Genomic DNA, 342 nt, shown 5'->3' with positions numbered 1-342 from the left:
TAATTTCACCTAAAACTGCTGCAAAAGTATACCAAGAGTACAATCAATATCAGTCTCAAACATGAAAAAAAGCAAACAACAATTTATATTGACGACGACGGTCCAGGCATTCCTTATGAACACCAAAGAGATATATTTTTACCCTTTAAGCGTCTAGATGATAGTAGAACCCGAGAAACAGGGGGTTATGGATTAGGGCTTGCCATAGTGAAACAAATTGCAACATGGCATAGGGGTGATGTTAAAATAGATACTTCACCGATAGGTGGCGCTAGATTCATATTAAGCTGGCCAACATCATAATACCATTCCCGTTAATAAAGTGATCACTCAGCGGGAATA

At 38.3% G+C, this 342-nt stretch carries 1 protein-coding gene; it reads left to right on the top strand.

What is annotated here, in order from left to right; genetic code table 11:
* Positions 1–15: 15 nt before the first annotated feature.
* Positions 16–303, top strand: a complete 288-nt coding sequence (locus CJF42_RS08915; protein WP_095366348.1) for an ATP-binding protein — start codon at positions 16–18, stop codon at positions 301–303.
* The last annotated feature ends 39 nt before the right edge of the window (positions 304–342 follow it).

The organism is Pseudoalteromonas sp. NBT06-2 (assembly GCF_002276045.1).
In the GTDB taxonomy this organism is placed as follows: Bacteria; Pseudomonadota; Gammaproteobacteria; order Enterobacterales; family Alteromonadaceae; genus Pseudoalteromonas.
The sequence above is the reverse complement of the archived record's forward strand: the minus strand, read 5'-3'. Positions and strand labels throughout refer to the sequence as shown.